The sequence below is a fragment of the Arthrobacter sp. NyZ413 genome, assembly GCF_049390645.1.
In the GTDB taxonomy this organism is placed as follows: Bacteria; Actinomycetota; Actinomycetes; order Actinomycetales; family Micrococcaceae; genus Arthrobacter.
In genome coordinates, this window is sequence record NZ_CP155434.1 from 3,956,722 (window position 1) to 3,971,625 (window position 14,904).

A 14,904-nucleotide genomic window follows, 5' to 3' on the forward strand; every position below is an offset into this window, starting at 1 on the left:
TTTCGAGGGTCAGGCTCCACGCGCCTGGGGGTGCTACCGCAACTGTCGCCGTCCTGTATCAGCTGCGGAGGTTCAGCATCTCCACGTATCGGTCCACCATCATGTCTTGGCCCTTGATCCTGGAGATCGCCTCGGAACTGGCGATTTCGCCGTCGGGCAGTTGCCCCGAACCGCCGCGCGGACCCAAGGGGAGGATGATCACCGGGCGCGACGGCGACCACTCCGCCAGCTCTCCGGAACCGTTGATTTGGGCCTGGATATTGGTGGCGACCACTGCGGCTTGGCGGCCTGCCACGCCGGCCTTGTTGACGTCGATGTTCGAGATGTCGCCGAGGGCGTAGACGGTCTCGAAGCCCGCCACGCGGAGTTCAGGCGTGACTTCGAGGTACCCGTCGCGGGTCCGCGCAGCCAGGAGCTCGCCCGCCACATAGTCCGTCTGGGGCGCGATGCCGTAGCAGCGGAACCAAATGTCGGCCTCAATTGACGTACCGTCGCTTGTAGCGACGGTGAACCGGCCGAATTCGCCAGCCCGCGTCGGGGGCGGCTGAACCAGGGGACTACCGAGGTTTCGCCGGATCCCGAGTTCGTCCAACTGCCTGGTGATTTCTTCGCGCAGCCTCTGATCATAGGGCCCCGGCAGGATGTCCGGCGCCACGTCCACAAGCAAGATGTCCTTGTCCGGCCACGCCGCGGCGATCTCGCCGGCGAATTCAAGGCCAACCGCACCGGCACCCAAAAGCATGACACTGTCCGCCCGTTTGAGGTTGTCATGCGCGGTTTGATACTTCGCGACGGCGTCGACCGTGGCCGATTGGTCGCTCTTCGCGGGGAACGGGTAGCTGGATCCGCTCGCCAGGACGAGGTAGTCCGGCGTGAGGCGGATCCCCGAAGCCAGTTCGACCGTATGGCCGTCCACCCTGGTTGCCCGGTCCCGGAGCACGGTGCCGTTCTTCAAAAGGCGGTCGTAAGGCAGGAACATCCGCGGAAGGAAGTCCGGTTGGACCACCGAACGGAGTGCCGCGATGTTGTGCACGAATGCGTCCTTGGGTTCCACGAGTACGACGTCGGCCGCCTCGTCGAGTGCCTTAGCAACGCCAATCCCGCCGTAGCCTCCGCCGACCACCACAACCGTCGGCTTCACGATGTGCTCATTCATGGCATGCCGTCCTTTGTCCCATACCGATGACAACAAGTTCGGCTAGGCAATCATTTCCGGACTACTGCAGTGTCGCCGTCAATCGGGCCACGTTGTCCACGTATTTGGCGAGCATCGGCCGGTGGGTCCAGGCATTGAGGGTCAGTTCGCGGCACATCTCACGGTACGCAGATTCCACCGACCGCATTTTATCCACGGCCGTGGCACCGAGGAGCATCACGGACACCTCCATGTTGAGCGAAAACGAGCGCATGTCCATGTTGCTCGAGCCGAGGACCGCCACTTCGTCGTCGATGGTGAAGTGCTTGGCGTGCAGTACATACGGGGCGCGATACAAGTAAATCCGCACCCCCGCCTCCAGGAGCGCCTCGTAGTACGAGCGCTGGGCATGGTCCACCAGGAACTGGTCCCCCTTTTCCGACACGAAAAGTTCGACGTCGACGCCACGTTGCGCCGCCGTCGTAATCGCGTACAGAAGCGAATCGTCGGGGACGAAATACGGGCTGCAGATCGAGATCCGGTGCTGGGCCGAATAGATCAGGGTATTGAACAAACGCAGGTTGTTTTCCGTGGCGAACCCCGGCCCGCTGGGGACGACCTGGGCCGTCATGCGCCCTGGCGTGGGTTGGGCGGGGATCTGCAATTGGCTTTCGAGGGATTCGTCCGTTTCGCTGAGCCAATCCGTGGCGAACACCACGTTGAGGGTGGTCACGATGGGCCCCTCCAACCTCGCCATGAGCTCCACCCATTTGCGCCCGGCCCGGCGGTGCTTCGGATTGTTGTACGACGGCTCGATCAGGTTCTGGGAACCAGTGAAGGCAACATTGCCGTCGATCACCAGGATTTTCCGGTGGTTCCGCAGGTCCGGACGGCGCCACTGGCCATGGATCGGAAGCAGCGGCAGCATGCGCCGCCATTGGATGTGCCCACGCTTGAGCCTGCGGACGAGCCTGCGGTAACCGCGGATCCGGAGGGTTCCGATGTGGTCGAACAAGAGCCGGACTGTAACTCCACGCGCCGCCGCGTTTTCCAATTCGGTGAGCAATTCGTCCGTGACCGAATCGCTGCTCATGATGTAAAACTCAGCGTTGACGAAGTTTTTCGCGCGCCGCACGGCCTCCGCCATCGCCTTGAGCGATTCCTCGTAGCCGGGAATCAGCTCGACGGAATTGCCGTCCACCATGGGAAGCGAACCGAGCCGCCGGTTCAGTTCGCCGGCCGAGGTCACCCATTCGGGCCCGGAGTATTCGCTCACGACGGCGGCGAGCGCCGAGATTCCGGCCCGCACCCTCTCGTTGACTTGCTCTTGTTGTTCCCGACGACGGCGGGAGAGGCGGAAATTGCCGAACAGGAGGAACAGCACGAAGCCGACGGAAGGGACGAGGAAGACGGCCAGGAGCCAGGCCATCGCCGTGGTGGGCCGGCGGTTTCCCGGGATGATGCCCAACAGCACGATGCGCATGGCGATTTCGACGATGGCCCACGCGCCCAGCAGCCATGTCCATTCGATCCCGAATTGAAACGGGAAAAGCACTCGACAACCCCCACGGTCAAAGAACTAAGTCCTGCCCAGCCTATCCGCCCCGCAACCAACTCGAGTTTGTGTACACCTCACGCCCTTAAGACGCCCGGATAAGGGCATTATCTGTACACAAACCCGGGAGCGGGAGCCGCACTAAGCTGGAGGCATGACACTTCCTGCTCCCACGGTCCTCGTTTTCCTCGATCCCGCGTTTGAAAACGGCCGTGTCGCCGATTCGAGCCAACCCCAGCTCATGGCCACGGATTTGGGCGCCACGCGCGGCGACGGCGTGTTCGAGTCGCTTCTCGCGGTCGGGGGCAAGGCACGGAAGATGCAGGCCCACCTCAACAGGCTCGGCAGCTCCGCCCGCGCACTGGACCTCAACATCCCGGAGCAAGACACCTGGCGCCGGGCGATCGGCACCGCGATCACCGAATTCCGGGAGGCGTACCCCGCTCCGAGCCCGGCCGAGGACGAAGTGGTCGTCAAGCTCCTCGTGACCCGCGGCGTCGAAGGCGCGGCCTCTCCCACCTGCTGGATCCAGGCCTCGCCGTCCCCCGCGGGGAGTCGCCGGCAGCGCGAGACGGGTATCGACGTCGTACTCCTCGACCGCGGTTTCGACACCGAGGCGAGTGAGCGCGCGCCCTGGCTGCTGCTTGGCGCAAAGACGCTTTCCTACGCCGTCAACATGGCGGCGCTGCGCTATGCGCACAAACAGGGCGCCGATGATGCCATCTTCACCTCCACAGACGGCCGCGTCCTTGAGGGGCCGACGTCCACAGTTCTTTTGGCACACGTGGAAACCATCGACGACGGCACGGGCTCCGCGCGCACGGTCAAGCGCCTCATCACTCCCCAACTGGACAGCGGAATCCTTCCCGGGACCTCCCAGGACGCGCTCTTCGCCAAGGCGAAGGCGGCAGGCTGGGAGCTCGGCTACGGCCCGCTGATCCCGGACGATTTGTTCGACGCCGACGCCGTGTGGCTCATCTCGAGCATCCGCTTGATCGCGCCGGTGAACCACATCGACGGCAAGGAAATCGGCACCCCGGCCCTGCGTAAGCAGCTCACTGCCGAGCTCAACGAACTGTTCGCGGGCATCGAGTAGGAGCGATTTACTTCGGGCGGGTGATTTGCTCCCGCAGGATATCCGCGTGCCCGCAGTGTTGAGCCAGTTCGCGCAAGACGTGGAGGTAGACCCATCGCAGCGGGAGCGGCCCGCGCCGGTTTCCTTCGAGGAGGTCGTCCAGGCCCAATGAGCTGGTGGCGAGGCGGGACGCTTCGCATGCCTCGCGGTGCGCCAACTGGATGCCGGCGACTGTGTCGCTCTCCTCGAGGATGAACGACTCGTCCGGCGTTGCGGGGATGCCGATTTCAGCCCGGGAGCGGCACGTGACCGCTTCGTCGAACCAGACTTTCTCCACGAAGGTCGCGTGTTTCACCAACCCCAGCAAAGTGGTCCGCGAGGACACCAACGACCTCCGGGCTTCCTCCTCCGTCAGGCCGTCCAGGCAATCGTTGAGGGCGCGACGATGCTGGTCGATGAAGGCTTCGAATTGGGCACGGATCGGCTGGTTGATGAAATCGTCCACATTGCTCGCGGGAAGTGAAGGCATGGGTGGAGTATTTCAAGGCGGCCGCCGGCGAGGCAACGGGCCGTCGGCCACAAAACGGGTCATCAAGCACAAAAAGGGGCCGCTAACTGGGAGCCGAATCCTATTGTGCCGCCTAAACACCAGTAGTTAACTAGTTTTGTGAACCTGCTGGGGGAGGGTGATCTGCTTCGAAGCCCAGTGGGCACCTGATTTCACGGAGTCGTGGGATCAGCAAGCAGATGGAGGCAAACAAGTGAGTGCTGTTTCTTCGTCCCAGAATTTCAATCACGGTTTCCCCGCGCCCGGGCCACAGGATCCCTCGCCGCAAAAAGTCATGGACCATGTATTTTTCCTTTCCGAAGGCGAATGGAAAAAGGTCCGTGAAGAAGAACAATTCGACCATATCGTAATCGGCAGCGGATTCTGCGCCTATGCATTCGCCGAACGGACACTGACGGTAAACCCGCACGCGCGGATCCTGATCATTGAACGCGGCCCGTTCTTCCTTCCGCAGCATTTCCAGAACCTGCCCCTGCCCTACAAACAAACCCTCGGCGGCCTGTCCGAAACGTTTCCTTGGACGCTGGCAGCCGCCACCGCCACCCAGCCGCCCGGCAAGATTTCCTGGCAGCACGGCATGGTCCCCTTCTATGGCGGCCGCAGCATCATGTGGAGCGCTTGGTGCCCCCGACCCGAGGAAGACGAAATGCGCGGGTGGCCGCGGGCCGTCATGGACGCGGCGAAGTCGCACTTCACCACCGCCGAGGACCTCCTCAACGTGGTGTCCGCAGACAAGATCGACGCCGGGCGCTCCGCCGACGTCGTCGACCTCATCAACGACACCCGTCCCGTCTACGGAATCATGCAGAAAGCCCTCCAGGAACGGCTCGAAGCCGGACTGGACAAGATCGATTCGGCGACCCGCAGCATGCCGGCACCCCTCGCAGCGGCAACCGGGACAAGCTCCGGCGTGGACTTCGCGAAGTTCTCGACGCCGGCTGTCCTCCTGGAGTTGTCGGACCGGCAAGCGGCGCTCGAAGCCCAGGGCAAGGGTTCGGCCCTGCGGGTCGTCACGGATTGCACTGTCTTGAGCGTGCTCCAGCAGGACGGAAAAGCCACTGCCTTGAACACCAACCGTGGCGTGGTGAACGTCGGCGACGCCAACCTCGTGCTGGCCATGGGGACCCTTCCTCCGGCGACGCTCGTGCTCAATTCCTTCCCGCAGGTCAAGGGAGCCGGTGAACAGTTCAGCGCCCACTTCATCACCTCGGTAGTGGCCCGCGTTCCGCGCAAGGATTTCGAATTCAGCGAGCAACTCGGCGAACTCGAGCTCGCGGCGATCTACCTGGCCGGCAAGAGCAAGGCCGGCATGCAATACCACGTCCAGCTTTCGGTCTTGTCCGACCGTTGCCCGGACAAGAACGCCCAGAAGTCCGAGCGCTACGCCCCGGACGTCGTCGCCACGGCCTCGCTGGCGCAGTTGCGGTCTTCGGAGGACTACCTCGTGTTCGTGTGCGCCGTCCTGGGTGAACTGGACGAGGCGAACCCGGAGAACCATTTGCGGTTGTCGGGCGGCGCGGACCCCACCTGCAACGTCACCTTGAAGGTGCTGGCCAACGCCACTGACGACGAAACGTGGGACACGATGGACGAGGGCACCTTCCAGATGCTCGAGCGCGTCCTGTCCCCGGACGGCGCGCAGCGCGTCGAATACTGGCACGGAGATCCCGACGACGGCACGTGGTCGGGCGAGCGGCCCACCATCCCGGAACGCCGCGTCCCGGGCCTGGTCCACGAAAGCTCGAGCCTGCCGATCGGCGAGGAGGAGGGTGCCGTCGTCGGGACCGACTACCGGCTCAACGGAGTGGAGAACGTGTTCATCACGGGCGGCAGCCTGTGGCCCACCGGCGGGTCGTGGAACCCCACCATGACCATGGTGGCCCTCGCCCAGGACCTGGCCGAAAGGCTGGAGGCCGACGGCGGAGCGGAGGCTGCGCGATGACCTCCACCCCGGTTGCCCCGGGACTCGGCGCCACCGCGGACCCGGTCATCCTTCCCACGGTCCCGCCGATGAGCGTGGCCGACGTGCTTGACCGCCAGGACGGCGTGTACTGGGTGGTCAAGGACGCGAACTCGGTTTTCCTGTGGGTCAACCAGAACTTCGCCGACCTCGTGGGCATGAGCAAGTCGGAGCTGATCGGCCACCAGGACTCGCGGGCCGAACACGTGGCGCACGACAAGGAAGTCATGGCAAGCGGGAAGCCGCTGCTGAACTTCCATGAGACGATCGCCGTCCCCACCAAGGACGGCGGCATGGTGAACGTGGACATCGTGACGCAAAAAGGACTGCTCCGCGCCCTGGGAAGTGACGAAATCATCGGCATCACCGTGTGCTTCTCGCTGAAGGATCCGGTCGATGACTGACACGGCCGAGGACTGGATCAAGCGCCTGGACATGTCCCCCGCGAGCGTGGGCGGCTGGTTCGCGCCGGCACTCGTGAGCGACGAGGACATCCCGGGCTCCGGCCTGCCCCCGCGTTTTGGCGGCAGCCACCCGCTCTACAGCTCCAATTGGTACCTGCTGCAAGCCGGCGACATCCTCCAGCTGCACACCCTGAAGCAAGACGAGCTGTGGTTCTTCCACCTCGGGGCGCCCATCAGGATGCACGTGTTCTCCCCGGACCACGGCTATTCCGAGGCACTCCTTGGAGCGGACCCGGAGGCCGGCGAGAGCTTGCAGGGCATCGCTCCGCACTCGACGTGGTTCGGGGCCGAGCTCGCTGGAAGAGGGTTCGCCCTGGTCGGTTGCAGCCTGTCACCCGGATACGAAGCAGCGGACTCCGCAAAACCCACCTACGAGGACGTCGAGTCGCTTGTCTCGACGTTCCCCGGCCACGCGGCGCTGATCCGGCGCCTGGCGGCCGGCTAACAACGTCTGATGCGCCGGTTCTGGGGCCGGCGCATCAGGCTTCCCTGTACGACGAACCGCTCCTCCCATTCCACAGGAGGTCCCTAATCCGTAAGGTATCGACATGAGCATCTACATCAGTCCTGACTCCGCGGCATGGTCGCTCACATCCATGGCGGCTGCCGCTTCGGCAGGATCGATCGAAGATGCGCGTGGAATGGCCAACCTCGTAAGGGAAATCTACGAAACAGAAGGCGTGGAAGCCCTCTCAGGCGTAGTTTTCGCCCTGGCCCACCACCACAGCCTTTCGCTTCATGCACTGGCTACCGCCACCGGAATCCCAGTCCACGAGCTTCTCGAAATGCGCAGGCACCAAGGGTCCACGTTCCACCACTCACCGTCCGGGGTCGCCTCCCGTTTCGATGGCCTGCCGCCGGGTCTCCAAGCGAGCCTGGAACCGCTCCAAAATGAATCGGACGGCTAAGGCAATTCGGGGTCTGTAGCCCGCCGCGTGGCCGGTTACGGAACATGACGACGCCCGGTGATGCAGGCCGCCGTCGTGGATGTTACTTTTCTTATTGAGTAATGAGCGCCAGCGCGAAGCCCTGACTTGCTGGTCGGCAACCCTCTCTCCGGCGGGGTGCCTCAGGTGACTACTCGGCGTATCGACACTTTCGAACTGCAAGCGTGACTGAGGAGCACCGCAATGCCTGAACCGACTGAAGACAAACTCTCCTACCGCCTCATCACGGGTCCCGACACACGGGAATTCTGCGAGCGGATCTCCACTGCCCTGGCCGAGGGATACGTGCTGCACGGCAGCCCCGCCGCCACCTTCAACGGCACCGACGTGATCGTGGCACAGGCCATCATCCTGCCGGCGGCGATCGCCAGCGCTGACGCCGCGGTTGCCACCGCCGTCGACGCCCTTGACCAGGCCGACGAAGAGTTCGACGGCGAGGGCCACGCATGAGCTACGCAGGCGACCTCAGCCCGCACGACGCCTGGGCCAAGCTGGAGCAAGGCGCCATCCTGGTGGACGTCCGCACGGAGGGCGAATGGGCCCACATCGGCATCCCGGACACCAAAGCCACCGATAACGATCCCCTGTTCATCCAGTGGAACTTGGTCGGGGGAATCCCCAACGCCCGCTTCATCGAAGAGCTGAAGCAGCAAGCCCCGGAGGCTGAAGGCACCGAACTTGTCTTCCTGTGCCGCTCAGGCCAGCGCTCCATCGCCGCAGCCATCGCCGCGACGCAGGCAGGCTTCACCTCCTACAACGTCCTCGAAGGCTTTGAGGGGGAACCGGACCGTTACGGCGAACGAACCGTGAACGGCTGGAAAAACCGTGGACTTCCGACGAACCTGGGGAAAATCTAAGTGACCTTCAATCCTGACGCCGCCGGCTGGAGCCCTGACACCCAGGCAGTCCGCGGCGGCCTTGACCGCACCAACTTCCAGGAAACCTCCGAGGCCATCTTCCTGAACTCCGGCTTCGTCTACGAATCCGCCGAGGCCGCCGAGCGCGCGTTCACCGGCGAGGACGAACGCTTCGTCTACTCGCGCTACGGCAACCCCTCCGTGGCCACGTTCCAGGAGCGGCTCCGCCTGCTGGAAGGAACGGAAGCCTGCTTCGCGACGGCGTCGGGCATGTCTGCTGTCTTCACAGCCCTGGGCGCGCTGCTCGGCGCGGGTGACCGCGTAGTCGCGGCCCGTTCGCTGTTCGGCTCCTGCTTCGTCATCCTGAACGAGATCCTGCCCCGCTGGGGAGTCGAAACCGTCTTCGTCGACGGCCCGGACCTCGAGCAGTGGCGTGCCGCTTTGTCGGTGCCCACCACCGCGGTGTTCTTCGAGTCGCCGTCGAACCCCATGCAGGAAATCGTGGACATCGCGGCCGTGAGCGAACTCGCCCACGCGGCCGGCGCGACCGTCGTCGCCGACAACGTCTTCGCCACTCCCCTGCTACAGCGCTGCGGCGACCTCGGCGCCGACGTCATTGTCTACTCGGGCACCAAGCACATCGACGGCCAAGGCCGCGTGATGGGCGGCGCGATCCTGGGCACCAAAGAGTTCATCGAGGGCCCCGTCAAGCAGCTCATGCGCCACACCGGCCCGTCGCTTTCCGCGTTCAACGCCTGGGTCCTGACGAAAGGCCTGGAGACCATTGGCCTGCGCGTCAACCACTCCTCGGCCTCGGCCCTGCGGATCGCCGAGTGGCTCGAAAACCAACCGGCCATCAGCTGGGTCAAGTACCCTCTCCTGAAATCGCACCCCCAGTACGAGCTCGCCGCCAAGCAGATGAAGGCCGGCGGAACGGTCCTGACCTTCGAGCTGTTGCCGTCGGCCGGGCGCACCGCCAAGGAAGCCGCCTTCGCGCTCCTCAACGGGCTCAGCGTCATCGACATCTCGAACAACCTGGGCGATGCGAAGTCCCTCATCACCCACCCGGCCACCACCACGCACCGCGCAATGGGACCCGAAGGCCGCGCCGCCATCGGCCTGGCGGACGGCGTAGTGCGTTTGTCGGTGGGACTCGAGGACGTGGACGACCTCATCAGCGACCTGGAACGGGCCCTCAAGCAGGTGTAGTGCCGGCTTAGCTGGGGGCCTCGCGCCAGTCTTGCCGCACCCAGGTAAGGACGGGTTGCGGTTTGGTGTCGGTCTCGTCCTTTTCGGAACCCATGGTGATCTGCACGGCGTGCTCGACGACGGCGGCCAGTCCGGCGGCGTCGGGCCTGCCGTTGTGGTTCCGGCTCCAGCGCCCGGCGACGGTGCGCTGTTCAATCGCCCCGTTTCCGCGGCCCAAAAGGGCCGCCACGCCGGCTTGGACAAGATCGAACTCGCCCTGTTCGGCAAGGACGGGTTCGAGGTACTCCACAAGCGACCAGACGACGTCGGCCGCGGGTTCCGGCCGGAACGTACCAAAATCCAGCAGTTCCGTGCGGAGGCCGAAATTGCTGGCCTGCCACGACGCCAACCGCAAGAGCGCGGTGGGAACGGACGCGGGTTCGACGCCGGAATGGTGTTCACGCACCGCGGTCTCCACGAGGGCCCTGACGAGCACCGCGATGAGGGCCGCGTCCTCGGCGCGGAGGCAGACGTCGGCAACCCGCACTTCAACAGTGGGAACATGCCGGGACAGGCGGGCGTCGAAATAGATCATGCCTTCGTCCAGCAACACCCCCGTCTCGATCAACCTCCGGACCACCCGACGGTAGGAAGCCAGGGAACCGTATATTGGCGAAGGACCCGACGAAGGCCAGCGGTTCCAGGCTTGCGTCCGGTAGCTTTCAAACCCTGTTGCGAGCCCGCGCCAGTAGGGCGAATTCGCGCTGATGGCCGTCAGGACCGCGAGTTTGTCCCGGATATGGTCAAGGACAACCACGCCTTCCTCGGGCGACTCAACGGCTGTGTGGACATGGAATCCGCATGTGAGCTGCTCGTGCGCTGTGATGCCGAACCGTTCGAGCATGATGGCATACCGCGGATCCGGGGTGGTGTGGGTCGCCGAATCCACCGGCGATGTTGCCAAGGCCGCTATCGCCGCGCCGTGGCGGCGGGCAGCGCGGCTCGCAAGCCCCCGTCCCCTCCTGATCTGGTGCAACAGTTCGGCATAGCTACGGCACGGGCGGGTCTGGGTTTCGATCTGCTCAAGCTTGAGCTCGTGGCTGAGGCCGGTGTCAGGGCCGTCGGAGCCGTCCGGATTGGCGTCGTCCGGATTCTCGTCGTCATGCGGGTCCTGGCCAATGCCGGACAAGAGCGCGTCGGCAAGGGCCAGCGGCTCGCCGGTCACAGGATCGACGATCAGCAACTCCTCTTCCACCCCAAATGTGCGCACGCCTCAATTGTGCGCCATCGCGGCGGCGCCGAGACAGAGGCCGTCCGGCACGTGTTGCGGGAGGGCCGGACGATCCTGCTGGATCCGTGCAGTCCTGGCGTCGGATCCGGCTGCGCCGTTCAGGAACCTCCAATGATGGCCAGGCACTCGTTGCGGCTTTGCTCCACGTGGGCATAGGAGAGGGCCGCCGCAAGATCGCCTTGGCCGCGCAGGATGGCCTCGACAATCGCGATGTGTTCGCGGTGCAGTTCGTGCTGGTCCCGGTCAGCGGCGATATGGAAGAGGCGGCGGACGTGGCCATTCACCGGGGTCATCAGCTTCTGCAGGAGGCTGTTCCCGCTCAGGGCCAGGATCTCCTCGTGGAGCCGTGAGTTCACGTCGGCGATGTGGACGGCTTCATCGGCTTCCGTCGCTTGGAGGGCCTCGCTGAGTACCTCGCGGAGACGGTCGGCCGACGCTCCCTTTGAACACGCCTCGGCAGCCAATCTTGCGGCGAGGACCTCCAAGCTTGAGCGGACATCGAAAAGCTCGGTGGCGGCGCGAAGCGTCACGTGCGTCACCACTGCGCCGCGACGGGGAGTCGTGGTGATGTAGCCTTCGCTTTCGAGCTGGGGCAAGGCTTCGCGCACCGGCACTCGGGACACTTGCAGTTTTTCGGCCACTTCGCGCTCGCGGATCCTTTCTCCCGGCGGAAGCGTCCCGTCGATAATGCGTTCGCGGATCCATTCGTAGACACTCGTGGCGCGCGACGGCGACCCTACGGAGTTCTCGTCCAGCACTTCCGCCGACATGTGTTCTTCCTTCCGCTGGCCCGGTTTGCGCCCCGCCCCAAGTTTGCGCCCCGCCCCAAGCTGGCGCCCCGCCCTAGCGGGCGAGATCCACGCGAAGCCCTAGGCCAAATTCTAGGGCGCGGTCGTACAACAAGCGCCCGATTGCCAGGTCCTGGAGGCCGATTCCGACCGAGTTGAACAGCGTGATGTCGTCTGTCGCCGTCCGGCCCGGCTTGCTTCCGGCAATCACCTCGCCCAGCTCCGCCTCCACCCGGTCAAAGCCGTAGTCGCCTTCTGAAACCGGGATGATGAGGTTTCCGGACTTCTCCTTGGCGGTCGCCAGGCTGTCGACGAAGACCCGCGATTTCAGCACTCCTTCCGAGTCAATTTCCCGGTGCTCGGGGCGGGGGCGCGAACCTACGGCGTTCACGTGGAGGCCCGGAGCAAACCATTCTCCGAACACTACCGGCTCCGTAGCGGGAGTAAGCGTGCAGAGCACGTGCGCCGATTCCACTACCTCTTGCACAGAACCAGCGGCCACGATGTCCACCTTGTGGTGGGCCGTCTGGGCACGGAACTTCTCGAGTGTCTCCTCCGTGCGAGACCACACAACGACCTTCTCGATCGGCAGTACCTCCACCATCGCCTCCACGTGGGCCACTGCGAGGGCCCCGGCGCCGACGAGGCCCAGGACCGAGGAATCCGGGTTGGCCAGGTGCTTGCTGGCCACAGCGCTTGCCGCGGCTGTACGGATGCGCGTAGGGACACGGCCATCGAGGATCGCCAACGTCTCCCCCGTTGCTTGCGAGCTCAACAGAATTGTGGACCGCTGGGTCGGGAGCCCGGACTCGTGGTTGGAGGGAATGTCGGCGAGCAGTTTCACTGAAGCCAAGCGGTCGACGTCGGACAGTGCGGCCATCGGCAGGAACTTGGCATCCGATGAGGGCAGGTGGAGGGATGCGGGGGCCGGTTGGTGCGCTGTTCCCGTTGCGAGGCTGTGGAATGCCCTCTCGATCGTGTCGATGGTGGCAGCCATGTTCGCCAGGGAGCTGAGCTCGGAGGCCGAGAGGATCAGGGTCACGTGTCTTCCTTTGCTGGTGGGGTGCTGTGGGGGGGACGGCTGGGCGGACCGCGTCAGTGGAGACGATCATAGATCTTTTGGCATGCCAAGTGAAGGGTACTGAACAGGTTCTCACGGAAAAACACGCCTAAAATCCCGAAATCTCGCGGGAAAATCGCATGCAACAATCCCTTCATCGGACCTTTTGTATACCAAAATATTGAGAGCCGAACTCGATTTGGCATGCCAAATTGCATATTTTTTGCCAAAAGGGGTGACTTAATCCCTTGAATGTGTGATTCTGCATACCAACCACCGACGCCGAGCTCCCCCAAACGGATTCTCGCCCAAGGATCCGCTCGGCGCCCCCTGCCAGGGCGGCCGGTCAAAACGACCGCCCACCCCCGTCGGACGGGTCGGATGCACCGCCCGGCCACGTTTCGAGAACTTCACCGAATGGTTCAGCTCCGAAAGGAAAGAAATGAATCTCCACAAGAGGAAACTGATGCTCACGCTCCTCTCGGCCACGACGGCAATGGCGCTGTACTCCTGCCAGCTCCCTACCGGCGCGAGCTCGGGCGGAAGCGGCTCCGCCAAGCAAAGCACCATCGTCATTGGAAGCTCCAACACCGCGGAAACCCTGGACCCGCTCCAGTCGTCGGACGCGCACAACGACTTCAACCTCGCACCGATGTACGACCGGCTGGTGGACTTCGACGCAAAGGGCGAGAAGGTCCCGAAGCTTGCCGAGCAATGGACCTTCAACGGCGATGCGACCCAGCTGACCCTCACGCTGCGCAAAGGCGTGAAGTTCCATTCCGGAAACTCCTTTACGGCCGCCGACGTCGTGTACAGCCTCGACCGGGCCAAGAAGATCGGATCGGGTGCGGCTTCCTTCCTCTCGGACTACGCGTCATCCAAGGCCACGGATGATCTGCACGTCGTCATCACCCTGTCAAAGACGGACCTCGACTTCATCGGCGCCCTCAGCCAGATCTACATCCTGGATTCGACCCTTGTTAAGCCCAACGAGGGCTCGGACAACGCGCAGGGCTGGCTCGGAACGCACGAGGCAGGTTCGGGACCGTTCGCGATGGGCACCTACAAGCCGAACCAAGAGCTCGACCTCACCCGCTACAAGGACTACTGGGACTTCGACGACAAGCGCCCGACGTCGATCGTCCTGCGCATGATCAACGACTCGAGCGCCAACCGTGACGAATTCCTCGCCGGAAACCTGGACATCACCATGGGTCTTGCGTCGGTGGATGTGGACAACATCTCGAAGGACAGCAAGTACGAGATCGTGAACATACCCGCACCCCGTCAGACGTACGCATGGCTCAACATGCAGGGCAAGGTCACCGGGGACGCCCGCGTGCGCGAAGCAATCCAGCTTGCATATGACTACAACGGACACCTGGCAAGCGCGCTTGGCAACCAAGGCAGCATCGCCAACTCCATCCTCCCCGAAGGGATCGCTTGCCGCGTGGACGCCGGCAAGCCCCAGCAGGACCTAGAGAAAGCCAAACAGCTCATCAAGGCGGCCGGCGTCGAGGGTGCCTCGATCACGGTCGCATACCAGCCCTCCGTCCGTGAATTCAACGCGGCGGGAACCATCCTGCAGGACTCGCTCAAGAAGATCGGCCTCAACGCCCAACTCAAGGCAGTCACGTTCCCCCAGTATTCGGCCCTCGTGTCGAAGCCCGAGACCATGCCCGACGTCGCCCTCGCTTGGGACTTCGCCGCGTTCCCGGCTGCGGGTCCCATGCTCAATCGTGAATGGAACTCGGCGTTGGCCGGCCAGACCAACTTCACCCGCTACTCGAATCCGAAGGTCGATGCGCTCCTCAAGGACGGCCTCACTGCCGCGGACCAAAAGCAGGCGTGCAGCGATTTCCAGGAAGTCCAGCAGCAAGTGATAGCCGACCACGCACTCCTTTACATCGCCTACCCGGCGGTAACCATGGTCTCCGACAAGAGGGTCGGTCCCATTCCTTTCTCCCCGACGCAGCAGGATTTCAACGTCGGCACTCTCCGGATGGCCAAGTAGGA

The 14,904-nt window shown here is 63.9% G+C and carries 15 protein-coding genes and 1 riboswitch; of the genes, 9 read left to right on the forward strand and 6 right to left on the reverse strand.

From position 1 onward, the window contains the following. Window positions 1-58: 58 nt before the first annotated feature. Both ABCW42_RS18470 and cls read right to left on the reverse strand, forming a co-directional pair. Window positions 59-1,156, reverse strand: coding sequence for an FAD-dependent oxidoreductase (locus tag ABCW42_RS18470; protein WP_423182553.1), 1,098 nt, complete (start codon window positions 1,154-1,156; stop codon window positions 59-61). Between the two features lie 61 nt (window positions 1,157-1,217). Continuing rightward, a complete protein-coding gene (cls, locus tag ABCW42_RS18475) occupies window positions 1,218-2,690 on the reverse strand; it encodes a cardiolipin synthase (RefSeq protein WP_423182554.1) in 1,473 nt (490 codons plus the stop codon). Between the two features lie 154 nt (window positions 2,691-2,844). Here cls and ABCW42_RS18480 point away from each other — a divergent pair, with 154 nt between their 5' ends. Continuing rightward, the gene (locus ABCW42_RS18480) at window positions 2,845-3,786 is read left to right on the forward strand and encodes an aminodeoxychorismate lyase (RefSeq protein ID WP_423182555.1); all 942 of its coding nucleotides are present in this window, start codon (window positions 2,845-2,847) and stop codon (window positions 3,784-3,786) included. 7 nt (window positions 3,787-3,793) lie between these two features. Here ABCW42_RS18480 and ABCW42_RS18485 read toward each other — a convergent pair whose 3' ends face one another. Then, the gene (locus tag ABCW42_RS18485; RefSeq protein ID WP_423182556.1) at window positions 3,794-4,294 is read right to left on the reverse strand and encodes a DinB family protein; all 501 of its coding nucleotides are present in this window, start codon (window positions 4,292-4,294) and stop codon (window positions 3,794-3,796) included. A 313-nt stretch (window positions 4,295-4,607) separates the two neighbouring features. Here ABCW42_RS18485 and ABCW42_RS18490 point away from each other — a divergent pair, with 313 nt between their 5' ends. The 7 genes from ABCW42_RS18490 to ABCW42_RS18520 all read left to right on the forward strand — a co-directional run bounded on the left by ABCW42_RS18490 (window position 4,608) and on the right by ABCW42_RS18520 (window position 9,770). Next, a complete protein-coding gene (locus ABCW42_RS18490) occupies window positions 4,608-6,275 on the forward strand; it encodes a GMC oxidoreductase (RefSeq protein ID WP_423182557.1) in 1,668 nt (555 codons plus the stop codon). Then, window positions 6,272-6,697, forward strand: a complete 426-nt coding sequence (locus ABCW42_RS18495; RefSeq protein WP_133204784.1) for a PAS domain-containing protein — start codon at window positions 6,272-6,274, stop codon at window positions 6,695-6,697. Before ABCW42_RS18490 ends, ABCW42_RS18495 begins: the two co-directional genes overlap by 4 nt. Continuing rightward, window positions 6,690-7,202: a cupin domain-containing protein gene (locus tag ABCW42_RS18500; RefSeq protein ID WP_423182558.1), complete on the forward strand. Its 513-nt coding sequence runs from the start codon at window positions 6,690-6,692 to the stop codon at window positions 7,200-7,202. The genes ABCW42_RS18495 and ABCW42_RS18500 overlap by 8 nt, the downstream gene beginning before the upstream one ends. A 103-nt stretch (window positions 7,203-7,305) precedes the next feature. Then, window positions 7,306-7,665, forward strand: a complete 360-nt coding sequence (locus ABCW42_RS18505) for a hypothetical protein (RefSeq protein WP_423182559.1) — start codon at window positions 7,306-7,308, stop codon at window positions 7,663-7,665. Between the two features lie 97 nt (window positions 7,666-7,762). Further along, window positions 7,763-7,875: riboswitch (SAM riboswitch) on the forward strand. Between the two features lie 12 nt (window positions 7,876-7,887). Next, window positions 7,888-8,154, forward strand: coding sequence for a DUF1737 domain-containing protein (locus tag ABCW42_RS18510; RefSeq protein WP_423182560.1), 267 nt, complete (start codon window positions 7,888-7,890; stop codon window positions 8,152-8,154). Then, a complete protein-coding gene (locus ABCW42_RS18515; protein ID WP_423182561.1) occupies window positions 8,151-8,561 on the forward strand; it encodes a rhodanese-like domain-containing protein in 411 nt (136 codons plus the stop codon). Before ABCW42_RS18510 ends, ABCW42_RS18515 begins: the two co-directional genes overlap by 4 nt. Continuing rightward, window positions 8,562-9,770 carry an O-succinylhomoserine sulfhydrylase gene (locus ABCW42_RS18520; protein WP_423182562.1) on the forward strand — a complete coding sequence of 403 codons (1,209 nt, stop codon included), beginning with the start codon at window positions 8,562-8,564 and terminating at the stop codon, window positions 9,768-9,770. 7 nt (window positions 9,771-9,777) lie between these two features. Here ABCW42_RS18520 and ABCW42_RS18525 read toward each other — a convergent pair whose 3' ends face one another. The 3 genes from ABCW42_RS18525 to ABCW42_RS18535 all read right to left on the reverse strand — a co-directional run bounded on the left by ABCW42_RS18525 (window position 9,778) and on the right by ABCW42_RS18535 (window position 12,870). Continuing rightward, a complete protein-coding gene (locus tag ABCW42_RS18525; protein WP_423182563.1) occupies window positions 9,778-11,019 on the reverse strand; it encodes a glutamate--cysteine ligase 2 in 1,242 nt (413 codons plus the stop codon). Window positions 11,020-11,138: 119 nt separating this feature from the next. Continuing rightward, window positions 11,139-11,810, reverse strand: a complete 672-nt coding sequence (locus tag ABCW42_RS18530) for a GntR family transcriptional regulator (RefSeq protein WP_423182564.1) — start codon at window positions 11,808-11,810, stop codon at window positions 11,139-11,141. A gap of 73 nt (window positions 11,811-11,883) precedes the next feature. Continuing rightward, entirely contained in the window at window positions 11,884-12,870 is a 987-nt protein-coding gene (locus ABCW42_RS18535; protein WP_423182565.1) for an ornithine cyclodeaminase family protein, read from the reverse strand. 460 nt (window positions 12,871-13,330) lie between these two features. Between ABCW42_RS18535 and ABCW42_RS18540 the strand changes: the two genes are divergently transcribed. After that, on the forward strand, window positions 13,331-14,902 hold the full coding sequence (locus ABCW42_RS18540) for an ABC transporter substrate-binding protein (RefSeq protein ID WP_423182566.1): 1,572 nt from the start codon (window positions 13,331-13,333) through the stop codon (window positions 14,900-14,902). Window positions 14,903-14,904 lie beyond the last annotated feature (2 nt).

What these genes read in the sequence shown, in the direction of transcription:
- ABCW42_RS18470 (WP_423182553.1), bottom strand. Translation starts at nt 1,156, where the DNA reads ATGAATGAGCACATCGTGAAGCCGACGGTTGTGGTGGTCGGCGGAGGC.
- ABCW42_RS18510 (WP_423182560.1), top strand. Translation starts at nt 7,888, where the DNA reads ATGCCTGAACCGACTGAAGACAAACTCTCCTACCGCCTCATCACGGGT.
- ABCW42_RS18505 (WP_423182559.1), top strand. Translation starts at nt 7,306, where the DNA reads ATGAGCATCTACATCAGTCCTGACTCCGCGGCATGGTCGCTCACATCC.
- ABCW42_RS18485 (WP_423182556.1), bottom strand. Translation starts at nt 4,294, where the DNA reads ATGCCTTCACTTCCCGCGAGCAATGTGGACGATTTCATCAACCAGCCG.
- ABCW42_RS18530 (WP_423182564.1), bottom strand. Translation starts at nt 11,810, where the DNA reads ATGTCGGCGGAAGTGCTGGACGAGAACTCCGTAGGGTCGCCGTCGCGC.
- ABCW42_RS18490 (WP_423182557.1), top strand. Translation starts at nt 4,608, where the DNA reads ATGGACCATGTATTTTTCCTTTCCGAAGGCGAATGGAAAAAGGTCCGT.
- ABCW42_RS18500 (WP_423182558.1), top strand. Translation starts at nt 6,690, where the DNA reads ATGACTGACACGGCCGAGGACTGGATCAAGCGCCTGGACATGTCCCCC.
- ABCW42_RS18515 (WP_423182561.1), top strand. Translation starts at nt 8,151, where the DNA reads ATGAGCTACGCAGGCGACCTCAGCCCGCACGACGCCTGGGCCAAGCTG.
- ABCW42_RS18480 (WP_423182555.1), top strand. Translation starts at nt 2,845, where the DNA reads ATGACACTTCCTGCTCCCACGGTCCTCGTTTTCCTCGATCCCGCGTTT.
- ABCW42_RS18495 (WP_133204784.1), top strand. Translation starts at nt 6,272, where the DNA reads ATGACCTCCACCCCGGTTGCCCCGGGACTCGGCGCCACCGCGGACCCG.
- ABCW42_RS18540 (WP_423182566.1), top strand. Translation starts at nt 13,331, where the DNA reads ATGAATCTCCACAAGAGGAAACTGATGCTCACGCTCCTCTCGGCCACG.